13 protein-coding genes and 1 tRNA gene are annotated in these 14047 nt (G+C 68.7%); 6 read left to right on the forward strand and 8 right to left on the reverse strand.

Annotated features, from left to right (window positions below; all coding sequences use genetic code 11):
• Nucleotides 1-56 precede the first annotated feature (56 nt).
• Entirely contained in the window at nucleotides 57-740 is a 684-nt protein-coding gene (grpE, locus tag ACH4S7_RS11675; protein WP_398520954.1) for a nucleotide exchange factor GrpE, read from the reverse strand.
• The gene (gene dnaK / locus ACH4S7_RS11680; protein ID WP_398520955.1) at nucleotides 737-2617 is read right to left on the reverse strand and encodes a molecular chaperone DnaK; all 1881 of its coding nucleotides are present in this window, start codon (nucleotides 2615-2617) and stop codon (nucleotides 737-739) included. Before dnaK ends, grpE begins: the two co-directional genes overlap by 4 nt.
• Before the next feature lie 428 nt (nucleotides 2618-3045).
• On the opposite strand from dnaK, the gene ACH4S7_RS11685 reads away from it, so the two are divergent.
• The 3 genes from ACH4S7_RS11685 to ACH4S7_RS11695 all read left to right on the forward strand — a co-directional run bounded on the left by ACH4S7_RS11685 (nucleotide 3046) and on the right by ACH4S7_RS11695 (nucleotide 7461).
• Entirely contained in the window at nucleotides 3046-3741 is a 696-nt protein-coding gene (locus ACH4S7_RS11685) for a sugar transferase (protein ID WP_398520956.1), read from the forward strand.
• A 278-nt stretch (nucleotides 3742-4019) separates the two neighbouring features.
• Entirely contained in the window at nucleotides 4020-6305 is a 2286-nt protein-coding gene (locus ACH4S7_RS11690; RefSeq protein ID WP_398520957.1) for a (Fe-S)-binding protein, read from the forward strand.
• A gap of 217 nt (nucleotides 6306-6522) precedes the next feature.
• Complete coding sequence (locus tag ACH4S7_RS11695; protein ID WP_398520958.1) at nucleotides 6523-7461, forward strand: Yip1 family protein; 939 nt, start codon at nucleotides 6523-6525, stop codon at nucleotides 7459-7461.
• Between the two features lie 120 nt (nucleotides 7462-7581).
• On the opposite strand, the gene ACH4S7_RS11700 is transcribed toward ACH4S7_RS11695, so the two are convergent.
• Both ACH4S7_RS11700 and dcd read right to left on the reverse strand, forming a co-directional pair.
• A complete protein-coding gene (locus tag ACH4S7_RS11700) occupies nucleotides 7582-8091 on the reverse strand; it encodes a phosphoribosyltransferase (RefSeq protein ID WP_398520959.1) in 510 nt (169 codons plus the stop codon).
• Nucleotides 8092-8093: 2 nt separating this feature from the next.
• Nucleotides 8094-8669, reverse strand: a complete 576-nt coding sequence (gene dcd, locus ACH4S7_RS11705; RefSeq protein WP_398520960.1) for a dCTP deaminase — start codon at nucleotides 8667-8669, stop codon at nucleotides 8094-8096.
• A gap of 479 nt (nucleotides 8670-9148) precedes the next feature.
• Here dcd and ACH4S7_RS11710 point away from each other — a divergent pair.
• Nucleotides 9149-9222 (forward strand) — tRNA-Gly (locus ACH4S7_RS11710).
• A gap of 107 nt (nucleotides 9223-9329) precedes the next feature.
• Here the strand turns inward: ACH4S7_RS11710 and ACH4S7_RS11715 are convergent.
• From ACH4S7_RS11715 to ACH4S7_RS11725, 3 genes are all read right to left on the reverse strand, one after another.
• A complete protein-coding gene (locus ACH4S7_RS11715; RefSeq protein ID WP_398521357.1) occupies nucleotides 9330-9698 on the reverse strand; it encodes a GntR family transcriptional regulator in 369 nt (122 codons plus the stop codon).
• Nucleotides 9699-9766: 68 nt separating this feature from the next.
• Complete coding sequence (locus ACH4S7_RS11720; RefSeq protein ID WP_398520961.1) at nucleotides 9767-10756, reverse strand: ABC transporter permease; 990 nt, start codon at nucleotides 10754-10756, stop codon at nucleotides 9767-9769.
• Nucleotides 10753-11730 carry an ABC transporter ATP-binding protein gene (locus tag ACH4S7_RS11725; RefSeq protein ID WP_398520962.1) on the reverse strand — a complete coding sequence of 326 codons (978 nt, stop codon included), beginning with the start codon at nucleotides 11728-11730 and terminating at the stop codon, nucleotides 10753-10755. Before ACH4S7_RS11725 ends, ACH4S7_RS11720 begins: the two co-directional genes overlap by 4 nt.
• 271 nt (nucleotides 11731-12001) lie before the next feature.
• Here ACH4S7_RS11725 and ACH4S7_RS11730 point away from each other — a divergent pair, with 271 nt between their 5' ends.
• A complete protein-coding gene (locus ACH4S7_RS11730; protein ID WP_398520963.1) occupies nucleotides 12002-12247 on the forward strand; it encodes a hypothetical protein in 246 nt (81 codons plus the stop codon).
• 153 nt (nucleotides 12248-12400) lie between these two features.
• On the opposite strand, the gene ACH4S7_RS11735 is transcribed toward ACH4S7_RS11730, so the two are convergent.
• A complete protein-coding gene (locus tag ACH4S7_RS11735; RefSeq protein ID WP_398520964.1) occupies nucleotides 12401-12811 on the reverse strand; it encodes an excalibur calcium-binding domain-containing protein in 411 nt (136 codons plus the stop codon).
• 747 nt (nucleotides 12812-13558) lie between these two features.
• Between ACH4S7_RS11735 and ACH4S7_RS11740 the strand changes: the two genes are divergently transcribed.
• Nucleotides 13559-13762, forward strand: coding sequence for a cold-shock protein (locus tag ACH4S7_RS11740; RefSeq protein WP_376581976.1), 204 nt, complete (start codon nucleotides 13559-13561; stop codon nucleotides 13760-13762).
• Nucleotides 13763-14047: the final 285 nt, after the last annotated feature.

Consider the following 14047-nt stretch of genomic DNA (forward strand, 5'->3'; position numbering starts at 1 on the left):
CCTCCTTCCGGACAGTCCTCCGGTCAAGCGTCCCGGCGGTCGCCGCCGTCAAGGCGTCAGCCCTCGTCCGGGCCACCGCTCTCCTCGTCGTCAACCGCGTCGTCCTTCGATCCCGGCGTCGCGCCCGGCTGGGGCTCGGCGACCGCGACCCGAGCGGGCCTGATGGTCCGCTCGCCGATGCGATACCCCGGCTGGAGCACCGCGACGCACGTCGTCTCGGTGACGTCCGGCGCATAGCTGTGCATCAGCGCCTCGTGGATCGTCGGGTCGAAGGGCTCGCCCTCCTTGCCGAACTGCTGGAGGCCCATCTTGGCGACGCCCGTCTCCAGGGATTCGGCGACCGACTTGAAGCCGCCCACCAACTCCCCGTGCTCACGGGCGCGACCGATGTCGTCGAGCACGGGCAGCAACTCGGTCAGCAGGGTCGCCGTGGCGATCTCCTTGACCGTGATCCTGTCGCGCTCCACCCGGCGCCGGTAGTTCTGGTACTCGGCCTGGAGCCGCTGGAGGTCCGCGGTGCGTTCGTTGAGCGCGGTACGGACCTGGTCCAGCTCGGCGGTCAGACCGGTGATCTTCGCTGCGTCCCCTGCCGGGGCCGCCTCGCCCTCCTCGTCGGAGGGCTCGGCGGCATCGGCGGCGTCGTCAGATGTGGCGCCGGAGGGGACGGTGGGGTTCGCGTCGTTGTCTTCGCTGTCCTTGTCGAAGTCGTCCTTGTCGAACCCCGGAGTCTCCTCCGTCACGCGGCACCACCCTTGCTGTCCTTCTCGTCGTCGACGATCTCGGCGTCCACGACATCGTCATCGGCCTTGGGCTGCTCGCCCGCGGGCCCGGCCGCACCCTCGGCGCCACCAGCGGCCTGCTGCGCCTGGGCGTCGGCGTACAGCGCCTGGCCCAGCTTCTGCGAGACGGCGGCGACCTTCTCGGTGGCGGTGCGGATCTCGGCGGAGTTCTCGCCCTCGGCGGACTCGCCGCCCTTGAGCTTCTCCTTGAGCTCGGCGACCGCGGCCTCGACCTCGGTCTTCACATCGCCCGGGACCTTGTCCTCGTTGTCCTTGAGGAACTTCTCGGTCTGGTAGACGAGCTGCTCGCCCTGGTTGCGGACCTCGGCGGCCTCACGGCGGCGGTGGTCCTCCTCCTGGTACTGCTCGGCCTCCTGGCGCATCCGGTCGACCTCGTCCTTCGGCAGCGAGGAGCCACCGGTGACGGTCATCTTCTGCTCCTTGCCCGTGCCCAGGTCCTTCGCGGTCACGTGCATGATGCCGTTGGCGTCGATGTCGAAGGAGACCTCGATCTGCGGGACACCACGCGGGGCCGGGGGCAGGCCGGTCAGCTCGAACATGCCGAGCTTCTTGTTGTACGCGGCGATCTCGCGCTCGCCCTGGTAGACCTGGATCTGGACCGACGGCTGGTTGTCCTCGGCCGTCGTGAAGATCTCGGAGCGCTTCGTCGGAATCGTGGTGTTCCGCTCGATGAGCTTGGTCATGATGCCGCCCTTGGTCTCAATGCCGAGGGACAGCGGGGTCACGTCGAGGAGCAGGACGTCCTTGACCTCACCCTTGAGGACACCGGCCTGGAGCGAGGCGCCGATGGCGACGACCTCGTCCGGGTTCACACCTTTGTTGGCCTCCTTGCCACCGGTCAGCTCCTTGACGAGCTCGGCGACGGCCGGCATACGGGTGGAGCCACCGACGAGAACGACGTGGTCGATCTCGGAGAGCTGGATGCCCGCGTCCTTGATGACGTTCTGGAACGGCGTCTTGCACCGGTCCAGCAGGTCGGAGGTGAGCTGCTGGAACTGGGCGCGCGTGAGCTTCTCGTCCAGGTGCAGCGGGCCCTCGGCGGACGCCGTGATGTAGGGGAGGTTGATCGACGTCTCGGTCGAGGACGACAGCTCGATCTTCGCCTTCTCCGCGGCCTCGCGGAGACGCTGGAGAGCCATCTTGTCCTTGGACAGGTCGACGCCGTGTCCGTTGGCGAACTGCTTCACCAGGTAGTCGACGACACGCTGGTCCCAGTCGTCACCACCGAGGTGGTTGTCGCCGTTGGTCGCCTTCACCTCGACGACGCCGTCGCCGATCTCCAGCAGCGAGACGTCGAAGGTGCCGCCACCGAGGTCGAAGACGAGGATCGTCTGGTCGTCCTTGTCGAGGCCGTAGGCCAGGGCCGCGGCGGTGGGCTCGTTGACGATGCGCAGGACGTTGAGGCCCGCGATCTCACCGGCCTCCTTGGTGGCCTGGCGCTCCGAGTCGTTGAAGTAGGCCGGGACGGTGATGACCGCGTCCGCGACCTTCTCGCCGAGGTACGCCTCCGCGTCGCGCTTCAACTTCTGCAGGATGAAGGCGCTCATCTGCTGCGGGTTGAAGTTCTTCCCGTCGATCTCGATCTTCCAGTCGGTGCCCATGTGGCGCTTGACCGACCGGATGGTCCTGTCGACGTTGGTGACCGCCTGGCGCTTCGCAACCTCGCCTACCAGCACCTCACCGTTCTTCGCGAAGGCGACGACGGACGGCGTGGTCCTGGCACCCTCGGCGTTGGTGATGACGGTGGGCTCGCCGCCCTCCAGAACGCTGACGACGGAGTTAGTCGTGCCCAGGTCGATGCCGACCGCACGTGCCATGTCAATTCCTCCAGCTGACTACTTGAGTGGATCTGACTCAAGGATGCATGACCACTCCCCCCGAGTCAACAGACCTGAGTCGGAGCGACTCAACTTTTATCCCGCGCTTATCCGCACCCTTACCCATGACCCGCCCATGCCCCTGGCCCTGGCCCTGACCCTGGGGGTCATAGTCCTGCCCCTAGACCCACCCACGACCCACTCGCGCTCGTTCCTGCGGGGGCACTCCGGGGTTCGTCACGCGCGGCGGGCCGCCTCGTGCACCCCACATCTGCGAGAGTCATGCCCGCATATCCACCCAAACCACCGCACGGCGCATGTGCCGCCACGGCCACCCTCCCCCCGACGGAGCCGGAGCACACCTCCCGCGCGGGACGGACCGGCACGGACCAGAACCACAGAAAAGAAGGAAGAAGGGGTGCGCGCCCGTGTCCGCGAAACGAGCGGTCGACGTTCTCGGAGCCGTACTCCTGCTCCTCCTCCTCGGCCCGCCGCTGCTCGCCGTCGCGGCCACCGCCGCCGTGATCACCCGCGGCCCACTCCTGGCCCGCCGGGAGCGGCGCGGTCACGATGGCCGAACGTTCGCGATGCTGCTGTTCCGGGCACCCGGAACCACCCGCGCCGGGCGCTGGCTCCGCCACCACCACCTCGACGGACTGCCCGGGCTGATCAATGTCGTACGGGGTGAGATGTCCCTGGTCGGTCCGTTCCCCCTCGCACCGGGCACCCCGCTCACGGGCATGGAGCGGGCCCGCGCGGCGGTCCGGCCGGGCGTCACGGGGCCGTGGCAGATCGGCGGGCGGTCGGAGCTCCCGTGGGAGGAGATGGCCGTACTCGATCTGCACTACGCGGAGGAGCACTGGCTGGGGATGGATCTGCGCGTGCTGGCCCGGACGGTGCCGCTGGTGGTGCGGGGTGGACACCCGCCGCGCGCGGTGGCGACGGACCCCGGCACCGACCCACCCGGCCTGCCGCACACCCGCACCCACACCCGCACCCACAGATGCGCGACAGCCGCGGGCGGGGGGCCTGGCGAGGGTGCGGAGCCCGCCAGCGCCGCTGCCGTCGGGGCGGCCGGGGCTGCGGGGGCCGCCGCCACCGCGGGAGCCACCCGGCGCCCGTAACGCCACCCGGGCGCCGACGTGCCACCGGGCGCCGACGACCCGTACAACTGACCCGCGTCGACACCGTCAGGTGAGGGCAGCCTGAGCGACAAAGATCACCGGCCGCGTGGCTACAGTGCGGCGAAATAAGTGGGTAGTCTCAGCACGGACTGATTAAGTTACCGCTTAGTAGTACCGCTTGGACAGCATATCTGCCGGCGGTTCGCGCCGGTCGGACGCGCTGACCGGACGTACTGACCGGCCCCCCAACCCTCCCTCGCAGGCCCGAGGAGCCCGAAATGCAACTCGCCGCGATCGTCGTGTCGCTGGTCCTGACCGTGGTCGGCGTTGCGCTCATCGCCCGAGCCGTCGCGCAGATCTACCGGTTCGTGAAGCTCGGCCAACCCGTACCGGCCGGCAGCCGCACCGACCGCCCCCGACAGCGCACGATCACCCTGGCCAAGGAGTTCCTCGGCCACAGCCGGATGAACCGGTGGGGGATCGTGGGCGTGGCCCACTGGTTCGTCGCGATCGGCTTCCTCACCCTGCCGCCGACCCTGGCCCAGGCGTACGGACAGCTCTTCCAGGCGGACTGGATGCTGCCGGTGATCGGCGGCTTCGTGCCGTTCGAGATGTACATCGAGTTCATCGGCCTAATGACCGTCGTGGGCATCCTCGTCCTGATGGCGATCCGGCTGCTGAACCTCCCCTCCCGGGCCGGCCGCAAGTCCCGGTTCGCGGGCTCCAAGGCATGGCAGGCGTACTTCGTCGAGTACGTGATCCTCACCATCGGTCTCGCGATCCTCGCCCTGCGCGGGCTGGAGGGCGCGATCCACCACGTCCAGGGCTACGAGGCCGCGTACTTCGTCTCGTACCCCCTGGTCACGCTCTTCGACGGCCTCGACGTCAGCACCCTCCAGACGCTGATCTACCTCACCGCGATGATCAAGATCTGCGCCTCGCTGATCTGGATGATCACGGTGTCGCTCAACACCAATATGGGTGTCGCCTGGCACCGCTTCCTCGGCTTCCCGAACATCTGGTTCAAGCGCGAGGCCGACGGCGGGACCGCGCTCGGCGCGCTCCGGCCGATGGTGTCCGACGGCAAGGAGATCGACTTCGAGACGGTCTTCGACGACGAGAGCGGCGAGGAGACCGTCTTCGGCGTCTCCCAGGTCGAGCACTTCTCCTGGAAGGGCATCCTCGACTTCTCCACCTGCACCGAATGCGGTCGCTGCCAGTCGCAGTGCCCGGCCTGGAACACCGGTAAGCCGCTGTCCCCCAAACTCCTGATCATGTCGCTGCGCGACCACGCACACGCCAAGGCGCCGTATCTGCTGGCCGGCGGCGGCAAGACCATGGAGGGCGAGGAGAAGGCGTCCGCCGAGGCCCTGAAGGACGTACCGGCGTCCGCGCTCGCGGAGGCGGAGCGCCCGCTCATCGGCACCCTGGAGGAGAACGGCGTCATCGACCCCGACGTCCTCTGGTCGTGCACGACCTGCGGGGCGTGCGTCGAGCAGTGCCCGGTCGACATCGAGCACATCGACCACATCGTCGATATGCGCCGCTACCAGGTGATGATCGAGTCCGCGTTCCCGTCCGAGGCGGGCACGATGCTCAAGAACCTGGAGAAGAAGGGCAACCCCTGGGGCCTGGCGAAGAAGCAGCGCGTCGAGTGGACCAAGGAGGTCGACTTCGAGGTCCCGATCGTCGGCAAGGACGTGGCGGACCTGACGGAGGTCGACTACCTCTACTGGGTCGGCTGCGCCGGCGCCCTGGAGGACCGGGCGAAGAAGACCACGAAGGCGTTCGCCGAGCTGCTGCACATGGCGGGCGTGAAGTTCGCGATCATGGGCGGCGAGGAGAAGTGCACCGGTGACTCGCCGCGCCGCCTGGGCAACGAGCCGCTGTTCCAGCAGCTCGGCCAGGAGAACGTGGCGATGCTGAACATGGCGTTCGGCGAGGACGACGAGGACCCGGCGACCAAGAAGCCCACCTCCTCGAAGAAGATCGTCGCCACCTGCCCGCACTGCTTCAACACGATCGCCAACGAGTACCCGCAGCTCGGCGGCGAGTTCGAGGTCATCCACCACACCCAACTGCTCCAGCATCTGATCGACGAGGGCCGGCTGGTCCCGGTGACCCCGGTCGAGGGTCTGATCACCTACCACGACCCCTGCTACCTGGGCCGGCACAACAAGGTCTACACACCGCCGCGCGAGATCATGTCCGCCGTCCCCGGGCTGCGACAGCAGGAGATGCACCGCCACAAGGAGCGCGGCTTCTGCTGCGGCGCGGGCGGCGCACGGATGTGGATGGAGGAGCGGATCGGCAAGCGCGTCAACAACGAGCGCGTGGACGAGGCGCTCTCGCTGAACCCGGACATCGTCTCGACGGCGTGCCCGTTCTGCCTGGTCATGCTCACGGATTCGGTGAACGGCAAGAAGAACGACGGCCAGGCGAAGGAGAGCCTCAAGGTCGTGGACGTGGCCCAGCTACTGCTGGACTCCGTACGGACGCCCCCGGCCGACCCGGCACCATCGGAGGAGCCGGAGAACGCACCGGAGCCGGAGCCCGCGAAGTAACCCTCCCGACGCCTCAAGCGGCCGGACCCGCCCCGAGCGGGTCCGGCCGCGCGCTTTCCCCCTCGCCCCTGCTCCCTTTCCTCTCCTCTTCCTCTCCCCTGCCCCCTCCCTCGCCCCTCCTGGCTCCCCCTAGGGGATGTCACAGGTCAGCCGCAAAGGGTGGCTCAATCCCTTTCGTCCTGCACCGAGTACGCCGGAAGCGGGTACGTTCGAAGGCGTGGCTGGATTCAGGATCGGACGCGGCCGGGACAACCGCAGGCAGCAGCAACGGCAGCAGCAGCAACCGCAACAGGCACCCCCGCCGTACGCGGGTGGCCATGCGGCGCCGCCGCAGTGGCCGCCGGCGGGCGGGTACCCGGGCCCACAGGGGCAGCGGGGCCCGCACGGGGAGCCGGAGTACTTCGACCCGTACCAGCAGCAGCCTCCCCAGCAACCTCATCCACACGCACAGCAACACCCGCACCACCAGGGCCACCAGCAGCCGCAGTACGGCGGCGCGCCGCAGCACGACCCGTACGCGAACAGCGCGGGCCACACCCAGGCGTTCTCCGTACACGACCCGTACGGCCAGGGCTCGACCTACCAGGGCGGCGACGCGCCCGCGCCACCGTCCGGCCCGCGGCTGCACTGGAAGCAGTTGCTGAGCGGGATCGTGCTGCGCCCGGGACCGACGTTCCTACAGATGCGGGACTACGCGGTGTGGGGCCCGGCGCTGGTGGTCACGTTCCTGTACGGACTGCTCGCGATCTTCGGCTTCGACAAGGCGCGCGAGGAGACGATCAACGCGACGATCTCCACGGCGATCCCGTACGCGCTGACGACGGCGGTCGCGTTCGTCATCGGCGGTTCGATCCTCGGAGCGGTGACCCACACCCTGGCCCGCCAGCTCGGCGGTACGGGAGCCTGGCAGCCGACGGTCGGCTTCTCCATGCTGATCATGTCGATCACGGACGCGCCACGGCTGGTCTTCGCCATGTTCCTGGGCGGCGAGAACTCCCTGGTCCAACTGCTGGGCTGGGCGACCTGGCTGGCGGCGGCCGCGCTGTTCACCTCGATGGTGAGCAAATCGCACGACCTGCCGTGGCCGAAGGCGCTCGGGGCGTCGGCGATCCAGCTCATCGCACTGCTGTCGATCATCAAGCTCGGCACCATCTGAGGCGGGCGCACGGCGAAGGCCCCGCTCTCCACGGAGAACGGGGCCTTCGTCGCGTCGCCGGTTCCAGCCGGGCGGGCGGGCCGGGCGGCGCGGGTGGCGGGTATCGCCGGGGCCGCTGGGCTACAGGGCGTCCTTGGAGGGCGTGATGGGCTGGCCCGCCTTGCGTACGGGAGGCAGCACGCTCCAAGGGAAGTTGATCCACTCGTCGGTGCGCTTCCAGACGTACTCGCACTTCACGAGCGAGTGGGACTTCTCGTAGATGACGGCGGAACGGACCTCGGCGACATGGGCCACACAGAAGTCGTGGACGAGCTTGAGGGTCTTTCCGGTGTCCGCGACATCGTCCGCGATGAGGACCTTCTTGTTCGAGAAGTCGATCGCGTTGGGAACGGGCGCCAGCATGACGGGCATTTCGAGGGTGGTTCCCACGCCCGTATAGAACTCGACATTCACCAGGTGGATGTTCTTGCAGTCGAGCGCGTACGCCAGCCCACCGGCGACGAAGACACCGCCCCGGGCGATGGAGAGCACGACATCGGGCTCATACCCGTCGTCGGCGATGGTCTGCGCCAGCTCACGGACGGCGCCGCCGAACCCGTCGTACGTCAGGTTCTCTCGTGCGTCACTCATGCTCACACCTGGGTCCGATGGAAATTCTGGAACGAACGAGACGCGGTCGGCCCGCGCTGCCCCTGGTAACGGGAGCCGTAGCGCTCACTCCCGTACGGGAACTCGGCCGGCGAGCTGAGCCGGAACATACAGAGCTGGCCGATCTTCATTCCGGGCCAGAGCTTGATCGGCAGCGTCGCGAGGTTCGACAGCTCCAACGTCACATGGCCGGAGAATCCGGGGTCGATGAAGCCAGCGGTGGAATGGGTGACGAGCCCGAGCCGCCCGAGGGAGCTCTTGCCCTCCAGCCGGGAGGCGAGATCGTCGGGCAGGCTGATGACCTCGTAGGTCGAGGCGAGCACGAACTCCCCGGGGTGGAGGATGAAGGGCTCGTCGCCCTCCGGCTCCACCGTGCGGGTCAGATCGATCTGCTCGACGGCGGGGTCGATGTGGGGGTAGCGGTGGTTCTCGAACACCCGGAAGTAGCGGTCCAGCCGCACATCGATGCTCGAGGGCTGCACCATGGATTCGTCGTACGGGTCGATACGCACCCGACCTGCGGCGATCTCGGCTCGGATGTCCTTGTCTGAGAGAAGCACCCCCCGAGGATACGCAGAGCGCGCGGACCCACCCCAATCGGTCGGCCCGCGCGCCCCGGCTCCTCTGCCGCTCGTCCCTGCTTCCGCTACCGCTTGACGGCTCTCACGGGCACGGCACTGCGCAGCCGCGCACACCGTGGACACCGAATGAGCCGGCCGGGCCCGATCCGCCCGGCACCGAGCTGCTGCATCGGAAACGAGGCGGTAGCGAAGACGTGCCCCTCGGCACAGCGGACGACGGTGCGCTCCATCAAGTCCATGAGTCCCTTCCCCAACAAATGCGGACGAACGACCACATTAGGGGATGAACTCCACGACTAACCGGGCGGCACTCCGCTCCCCAACGGTACGCCTCAACTGCCCCCCGAAACGCCCGCGTCGACCACCACACGGCACGCGTGCACCACGGCGGCATACGGCCGGGGCGGGGGATGGGGTAGAGTGAGCGACGCTTGCGGTTCTGGATCACGGACCGCCGCGCGGGTGTAGTTTAATGGTAGAACATGAGCTTCCCAAGCTCAGAGCGCGAGTTCGATTCTCGTCACCCGCTCCATGATGAAGGCCCTGGTCGGAGACCAGGGCCTTGTTTGTTGTCTAGACCACATCAGGCGCTGGGTGCACGATGGCTGATCATCGGGCGCGGGGGCAGCGGGTGGATGGCTAGGCGTCGCTGGTGTCCGGCGGAGGGAACTGGCCGTCCAGGGTCGCGTCCAGCAGGGCCTTCACGTCTTCGCGCTCCAGGCCCGCCTTCCGTGCGCCGGTCATCCAGGTGAGCAGTTCCGCCGCCAGGCGCTCGCCGTCCTGGGACGGCGGGCGGACGAGGGAACGGCTCACGAAGGTGCCGACGCCGGGGCGGGGTTCGACCAGGCCCTCGCGTTCGAGTTCGCGGTATGCCTTGAGGGTGGTGTTGGGGTTGACCCGGGTGGAGGCGGCCACCTGGGCGGCGGTGGGGAGGCGGTCGCCCTCGACCAGGATGCCGAGCCGCAGCGCCTGTTTGACCTGCTGCACGATCTGGAGGTACGTGGCCATTCCGCTGCGCCGGTCGATCCGGAACTCGACCACGTTCTATCTCCCCGTTCTTCCAGCCCGGCAGGGCCTCACAGCGACCTGCGGTGTGTCCACCACGCGGTGCCGACGATCGCGACGGCGGCCAGTGCCAGAAGGACTCCGGAGATCATCCACTGAAGGCCGGGCATCTGGTCCAGCGTCACATAGTCGATGGCGTCCTTCACGATGCCATGCTTAGCGTCGCACTCCGCGCTCTCCTTCTCCGTGGCCCGCGCGCAGGTGCCCCATCCGTACACCTTGCCGTCCGCGGTGGCGACCCAGTTGTCGATCGAGACGTCGCCCGGCTTCAGCCCCGGGGGCTCAGTGCCGTCCGGGTAGAAGATCCGGTGGGGGCTGACGAACCAGGTCCGCAGGTATTCCAGCGCCACCGAGCCCGTCAGGGCGGGGCCGACGAGGGTGATGGCCATGGCGGCAACCGACCGGCGCAGGACCGCTCCCGCGAGGACGCCGGCCGAGACGGTGAAGAGGCTGAAGGCCACCGGCACCGGGCCGGTCGCGAAGAAGAGGCCGCCGTCCCACCAGTTGCCGCCGTTGTAGATGGTGCGGGCCGGGTGCCACAGCCAGGTGAAGGACAGCGTGAGCACGGTGGTGCAGAGCGCCACGACGACCAGCGGTACGGCCAGTGTCGTCATGACGATCCGTAGCCGGCCGACGGACTGCGTCGAGGTGAGCCTGAGCGTGCTGTTCTCGTACTCGGAGGCGACGAGCGGGGCACCGAGGAAGACGCCGAGTGCGACCGGCAGGAACTGAAGCACCGGGATCAGTTTGTCGATCACGTCTTCGTCGGCGTCGCGCAGACTGCCCAGTTCAGCCTCTGGTGAGCCCATGTACTCCACGAGCCCGACGCGCTGGACGAGGCAGTAGAGGGAGACCACGGCGGTGAGGCCGATGAGCAGCAGCAGGGCGGTGCGGTTGTTGCGCCACACCACCCAGCTCATCCCGCTCAGTCCGCGCGGGAGGGTACGGCGTGCGGTCGCGGTTCGTCCGACGGGGGCCTTGGCGGTCGTGGGGGCGTTCACGCTGCCTTCCCTTCTGCTTGCGGGGTGACGGGGACACGGGACGCGGGGCTGATCAGCGAAGGTGCGTCGGCTGAGCGCAGATAGGCGAGCAGGACCTCTTCGAGGCTCGGCTCCACGCTGTCGTACGCGTCGCCGGGCTCCGAATCCGTACGGATCAGGGCGGTGAACTGGCGTCCGCTGAACCGGGCCTCGATCACCGTGTGGTGCTGGGCGATTCCGGGAGGCAGCACGCCGGCGCCTTCCTCACCGTCGCTGGTACGGGCCTCCGGGCCGGGGTCGGCGAGTCCGGTGACGAGCCGGTGTGCGGGGATCAGCTCGTCCACGTTGCCGGCCATGCGGAGCCGGGCGCCGGAGAGGAGGAGCAGGTGGTCGCACATCTCTTCCAGCTCGGAGAGGAGGTGCGAGGACATCAGGACGGTCAGCCCGCGTTCGGCGGCCTCGGAGAGCAGCAGGGCGGACAGCTCGTGCCGGGCGAGCGGGTCGAGGTCGGCCATCGGCTCGTCCAGGAGCAGGAGTTCGGCGCGTTTGGCGAAGGCCAGGGCCAGGGCCACCCGGGTGCGCTGGCCGGAGGAGAGGGTGCCGACTCGGGCGTCGAAGGGCACCTTGCCCGCCTCCACGATCCGCTCGGCGGCGGCCTGGTCCCAGCGCGGGTTGAGTTCCCTGCCCATGCGCAGTGTCTCGGCGACGGTGAACCGCTTGTACAGCGGGCGTTCCTGGTCCACGAACGCGATGTGCGGCAGCACCGCCGGATCACCGATCTCTCGGCCGAAGAGGCGGAGGCTGCCGGTGGTGGGGCGGAGCAGACGCCCGGCGATGCTCAGGAGAGTGGACTTGCCGGCGCCGTTGGGTCCCACGAGTGCGCTGACGCAGCCGGTGGGCAGCCGGAAGGAGCACTCCCGCAGGGCCCAGCCGCGCAGATACTTCCGGCCCAGGTCGAGCGCCTCGATGGCGTACGGGCTAGAGCTGTCACCCATGCAGATCCCCCGATTCACTAGTTAGTTAGTGGAATGGTGTGATGGCGAGTATGCGGATGGTCCGCAGGGAAGTCAAAGGCCGTACGCGGCGGGTGCGCCGGGACGGTCACCGCGGGAGAGGGGGAGCGGGGGCCGAGTGGGTACCGCGACCATGCGCGGGATGGGGCCCAGGGGGGGTGAACGGCCGCGAGGGGCAGCGGGCCGGCGTGTCTTGCCGGCGGCTGGGAGCGGATCGTGTCCGGGAGGGCCGGGCGAGGAGGACACTGGCCGCATGACCCTACCCACATCGCATCTCTGCTCGGCCTGCTCCGACGACGGCGCGCGGGAGACGATCCTTCACGAAGACCTGGTCGTGGGGGCGCCGCTGTCCATGGAGGACCTCACCGACGCTCAGCGCCTCGACCGGTTCGCCCGCAAGTACGGCCATGACGGGTGCCAGGTCAGAGAGGTCAGGCGGGTCCCGCAGGACAACTTGAGCGGTTACGCCTGGTCCGTCCGCTTCACCGAGAATCCGTAACGGCCGCCGCGCCGGCTCTTAGCGGGGGCACCATGGTTCGTCCCCGCCCGTCCGGTGACGGGGGGCACTGCGGACACCGGGCGGCCGGACCCGGGCCGCCCACCCGGGCTCGGGGTGGGCGGGCGACCGGGAGTCGGGACGGGCGGGCGCTCGTCAGCCCCAGTCGCAGCCGGTGCCGTCGTTGTCGCGGTCGAGGTGGCTGCCGTAGCCGGGCTGGCCCCGGTGGACCGGCGCGGCACCGGCGGCGCGGGCGGCGGCACAGTTCTTGTAGGAGACGTCCGGGCCGGCGCCGCTCGTGTCGTCGCCGTTGGCGCTGTCGTTGGCTTCCGCCGTCTCCGTCTTGGTGACGGTCACGGTCACGGTCGGGCCGGGTTTGGTGACCGTCGCCCTGGGCTCGGGTATCGCGCTGGCGGTCGCCGTCGCGGTGACGGTGGCGGTGACCGTCGGCGCGGGGCTGGGCTTCGCGGACCCCGGGGTCGACCGGGCGTCCGCCGATCCGGCCGTGCTGCCGCAACCGAAGCCGACCAGCATGATCAACACGCCGCCGACATAGATGCGCTTCATCTTCCGCAATGGTCGTTGCGCAGCGGCCGGCTGTGGAGCTGGCGGCGGGCTGATCGGGTACGCGTTACTCAAGGTCCCCCCTTGGGTGGTTTGTGCCGTCCGCGTCGGCTGTGGCGCCCGTGTCGTTCACGTCGCGTGTTGTGTATTTTCTGTGAAGAGACACACCGTAGCGCCGAGGGGTCCCACCGTCAGGCGTCTTCCGGTTCCGGGTTCCGGCAGTTGTCGAAACGGCTGTCACAACGACTGTCGAAGTAGTCGTCGCGACTCCCGGAGTCCGTCGCACGGGCGCCGCGAAGGGCCGGAGACGTCGCCCGAGCCGCCCCCGCCCGAGGCCCCCCCTGCCTGGCTCCCGCTTGGCTCCCGCTTGGCTCCCGCTTGGCTCCCGCGGCTCCCGCGGGGGCACTCGTTCGCCGACGCAGTGGTCATGTACTCGACGTTTCAGCGGGAACGCTGTGCTCCCCGTAAATCAATATCTATGACCGTGAAGTGAGAAATCGACGCGACGCGCTGTGAGGGTTTCTGACACAACAGGCGGAAGTGAATTATCCTCCCGGCTCGGCCGGTCGCTTCGTGCTACTGTCGACATCAGTTGCAGTTTGGTTCCCAAAACTTCAAGTGCCTTCACCGGCCGCTGCGCCGGTGAGAGTGCTTCTGTATTTCCGGATTTTTATTTCCGGGCGGGGCAATCATCGCGACGCGGAGACCGCACAGTGCGGGTTCCGGGCAATGCCCCAAAGGAGAAATATCATGGCCAGTGGCACCGTGAAGTGGTTCAACGCGGAAAAGGGTTTCGGCTTCATCGAGCAGGACGGTGGCGGCCCTGACGTGTTCGCCCACTACTCGAACATCGCCGCCCAGGGCTTCCGCGAGCTGCAGGAGGGCCAGAAGGTGACCTTCGACATCGCGCAGGGCCAGAAGGGCCCGACGGCCGAGAACATCGTTCCCGCCTGACGCTGACGCGTACTTCCGAGCTGGGGCCCGCACCTTGGGGTGCGGGCCCCAGCTCGTTGCGTTCCGCGGTACCGCCGAGTACCCCCCGCCGGGGGAAGCCACCTGATGACAGGCGGCGCGCGCCCAGGCTCCGGTTCCACCGCCACCCGGCCCCGCCGCTCGGCTCCCGGCTCCCGGCTCCCGGCTCCCGGCTCCCGGCTCCCGGCTCCCGGCTCCGGATGAGAATCCGTCAGAGCCTGCCGTATCCGCCCCCGCCCGGGGTCACTCCCACCGGACCAGGCCGCT

This window comes from Streptomyces sp. NPDC020965, from assembly GCF_044333555.1.
Lineage (GTDB): Bacteria > Actinomycetota > Actinomycetes > Streptomycetales > Streptomycetaceae > Streptomyces.

What these genes read in the sequence shown, in the direction of transcription:
- ACH4S7_RS11690 (WP_398520957.1), top strand. Translation starts at nt 4,020, where the DNA reads ATGCAACTCGCCGCGATCGTCGTGTCGCTGGTCCTGACCGTGGTCGGC.
- ACH4S7_RS11730 (WP_398520963.1), top strand. Translation starts at nt 12,002, where the DNA reads ATGACCCTACCCACATCGCATCTCTGCTCGGCCTGCTCCGACGACGGC.
- ACH4S7_RS11735 (WP_398520964.1), bottom strand. Translation starts at nt 12,811, where the DNA reads ATGAAGCGCATCTATGTCGGCGGCGTGTTGATCATGCTGGTCGGCTTC.
- ACH4S7_RS11725 (WP_398520962.1), bottom strand. Translation starts at nt 11,730, where the DNA reads ATGGGTGACAGCTCTAGCCCGTACGCCATCGAGGCGCTCGACCTGGGC.
- ACH4S7_RS11740 (WP_376581976.1), top strand. Translation starts at nt 13,559, where the DNA reads ATGGCCAGTGGCACCGTGAAGTGGTTCAACGCGGAAAAGGGTTTCGGC.
- ACH4S7_RS11715 (WP_398521357.1), bottom strand. Translation starts at nt 9,698, where the DNA reads ATGGCCACGTACCTCCAGATCGTGCAGCAGGTCAAACAGGCGCTGCGG.
- ACH4S7_RS11700 (WP_398520959.1), bottom strand. Translation starts at nt 8,091, where the DNA reads ATGAGTGACGCACGAGAGAACCTGACGTACGACGGGTTCGGCGGCGCC.
- dnaK (WP_398520955.1), bottom strand. Translation starts at nt 2,617, where the DNA reads ATGGCACGTGCGGTCGGCATCGACCTGGGCACGACTAACTCCGTCGTC.